The 2,729-nt window shown below is 69.3% G+C and carries 5 protein-coding genes; 3 read left to right on the top strand and 2 right to left on the bottom strand.

Annotation, left to right across the window (positions count from 1 at the left end; genetic code table 11):
• Positions 1 to 452: Hsp70 family protein (locus VXC91_RS44390; protein ID WP_329513017.1), on the top strand; the 452-nt coding region annotated here is incomplete at its 5' end.
• A gap of 2 nt (positions 453 to 454) precedes the next feature.
• Positions 455 to 985: a nucleotide exchange factor GrpE gene (gene grpE / locus VXC91_RS44385; protein WP_329513016.1), complete on the top strand. Its 531-nt coding sequence runs from the start codon at positions 455 to 457 to the stop codon at positions 983 to 985.
• Positions 986 to 999: 14 nt separating this feature from the next.
• Here grpE and VXC91_RS44380 read toward each other — a convergent pair whose 3' ends face one another.
• Positions 1,000 to 1,563, bottom strand: coding sequence for a hypothetical protein (locus VXC91_RS44380; protein ID WP_329513015.1), 564 nt, complete (start codon positions 1,561 to 1,563; stop codon positions 1,000 to 1,002).
• 374 nt (positions 1,564 to 1,937) lie between these two features.
• Between VXC91_RS44380 and VXC91_RS44375 the strand changes: the two genes are divergently transcribed.
• Positions 1,938 to 2,372 (top strand): protease inhibitor, encoded by a 435-nt coding sequence (locus VXC91_RS44375; protein ID WP_329513014.1) that lies wholly within the window; start codon positions 1,938 to 1,940, stop codon positions 2,370 to 2,372.
• A 135-nt stretch (positions 2,373 to 2,507) separates the two neighbouring features.
• On the opposite strand, the gene VXC91_RS44370 is transcribed toward VXC91_RS44375, so the two are convergent.
• Positions 2,508 to 2,729: hypothetical protein (locus VXC91_RS44370; RefSeq protein WP_329513013.1), on the bottom strand; the 222-nt coding region annotated here is incomplete at its 5' end.

Raw genomic sequence — 2,729 nt, 5'->3', positions numbered from 1 at the left:
GGGAGCAGAAGATGACCGTCACCGGCGGCTCGGCGCTGCCGAAGGACGACATCGACCGCATGGTGCGCGAGGCCGAGCAGCACGCCGAGGAGGACCGCAAGCGGCGGGAGGCGGCCGAGACCCGCAACCAGGCCGAACAGCTCGTCTACCAGACGGAGAAGCTCATCAGGGACAACGGGGACAGGATCCCCGCCGATGCGAGGAGCGAGACGGAGAGCGCCATCGACGAACTGAAGGAGGCGCTCAAGAGCGAGGACACCGCGGAGATCCGGCGGACCATGGACAAGGCCGCCACCGCGGCGCAGAAGATCGGCAGCGCCCTGTACGAACAGGTGCGCCCTGAGGGCGGCACGGCGTCGGAGCAGGGCACGGCGAGCGGCGGCGGCCGGGCGGACGACGATGTCGTGGACGCCGAGATCGTGGATGACGACCACACCTCACAGGCAGGCTGACCATGGATCAGAGCCGGCCGCAGAGCCCGGAGTTGCGTCGTCTGCTGGACGAGCGCACCGCCGATCTGCAGCGGGTGAAGGCCGAGTACGACAACTACCGCAAGCAGGTACGCCGTGACCGTCTTGCCGTGCGCGAGATCGCCGCGGAGAACGTGTTGAGAGCGCTTCTGCCCGTGCTGGACGCCGTCGAGGGGGCGCGTCGGCAGGAGGCCATGACTCCAGGGCTGAAAGCAGTCGCCGACGTCCTGGAGACCCAGCTGGGCTCCTTGGGGCTGCGGAAGTTCGGGGAGGACGGTGAGCCCTTCGATCCCACCCGCCATGAGGCCGTGACGCATGTCGTCTCGCCGGACGTCGACCGGCTGACCTGCACCGAGATCCTGAGCCGCGGGTACCGGGTCGGCGACCGGCTGCTGCGCGCCGCGCGCGTCACGGTCGCCGGCCCACCTTCCCCCGGCGGGGGGGAGTGGAACAGCCCGCCGGGGGCGACGGCAGGGGCGAACATCGTGATCCGCCGCATTGACCGGCGCGTGTGACACGGGACGCCGGGTCATTCCTCCTCGGCTGCTGCGTCTGCCGACGCGCCCCGGAACTCCGTGTCGGGCCCCTGGGCTCGCACCCGCTGCACATGCTCCAGCGACTCGCGCAACTCCGTCAGCCAGTCGTCGGTGTGCCTCTGCACCAGGCGTACACACCAGGCGAGCGCGTCGCTGCGGCTGCGGGCGACTCCGCCCGCGATGAGCGTGTCCAGCACCTGACGCTCGGGCTGGCGCAGCCGGGTCATCACAGGGGCGGCGATGTGCGTGAACAGGGCGCGCTCGCCCCCGCACTCCACGCCCCAGGACACCTTCCTGCGGAACCGTTGCTCCGCCTCGCGCGCCACCGCGATCCGGTCCTCGCGGGTGCGTTCGCGGAACTCCTGGACACGGGCCCCGATCGCCGCCTCCTTCTCGGCGGGCGAGGTGCCCTCGGCGAGCCGGGGCTCGGGGATGCGACCGACCACGGTGATCTCCTCGCGGTCGACGACGACCTCCACCAGGCCCTCGAACAGGTCGTCGGGCAGGCGGCCGGCGAACCAGCCGCGCAGCTGCTCTTGCTGATCCGTTGTAATCATGTAATGATCATTACTCGGCAACGGCGCGAAGGCAAGGGCGACGAGGGCCCGTTTGCCGAGAGCTGAAGACAGCGCTTGCCGCCACCGGCAAGCGGAATGTTTCAGGCCGATTGCACAGCCGTGGAAATCCGGCCAGAGGGCTGCTTTCGGCCCCCTGCACCCATGCGGTGCCAGGCCGAGCACGTTCGAATTCCGTTACTTCGCGCCACTGATTCAATACTCAAAGTTACCGAAACATGAGGGGTCGATGTGAGTTTCCCGTCCGGACTCGGCAGACTCCCGCTCGCCGAACCGGCACCTCGACCGGCCCGGGCTCCCGCATACGTACCACGGGCCCGGACCGCGACTCCGATCCGAGCGGAAGGATGCACACAATGCCGAACACCGCGCGCTGGGCAGCGACCCTCACCCTCACGGCCATCGCCGTCTGCGGCCCCCTCACCCCGTCCGCCCTCGCCGCCCCGAACACCGCCCCTGACTCTCTCTACGCCCCCTCGGCGCTCGTTCTCACCACGGGCCACGGCGAGAGTGCAGCTCTCGTCACACCCCAGCGCGCGGTCACGCTGAGCTGCGCTCCCACTGCCTCCGGCAGCCACCCGGACGCCGTCGACGCCTGCGCCGAACTACGCGCGGCCGACGGTGACTTCGACGCGCTGACGGTCAGAGACGGCGTCTTGTGCACCAAGCAGTACGACCCCGTGGTCGTCACCGTCCAGGGCGTCTGGCAGGGCAAGCGCGTCGACTATGAACGGACCTTCGCCAACGAGTGCGTGAAGAACTCCTACGGGACAACCGTCTTCACGTTCTGAGGGATGCGGATCGCGAGGCGCCCGCATGTGCCGATCCGGGGCTTGTAACTGGGGAGTGCGAGCCCGACGCGGTGCGCCACACGATCTCGCAGCGGGGCCGGCCGGACGGAGTGGGGCCTCCGGCCGGTCCCGCAATCAGTCACCCGTGATGGACCAGTGCCCCACCTCGCGGTAGCCGGAGTCGTATACGACCGACCCGTCGCCGGGCTTCAGCTCGAAGTGCCCGAGGTTCCCGCCCCAGTACCGCAGGATCCGCCCCAGCTCAGAGGCGGCGTTTCCGTCCCAGCCCGTCTCTCCCAAGTCGACCTCGAGAATGAACTTCACCAAATACCTCCGAGGATGCCCCGGCCTTCGGGC

The organism is Streptomyces chiangmaiensis (assembly GCF_036281785.1).
GTDB lineage: Bacteria > Actinomycetota > Actinomycetes > Streptomycetales > Streptomycetaceae > Streptomyces > Streptomyces chiangmaiensis.
Note: the sequence above shows the minus strand (reverse complement) of the source record. Positions and strands in the feature narration are given on the sequence as shown.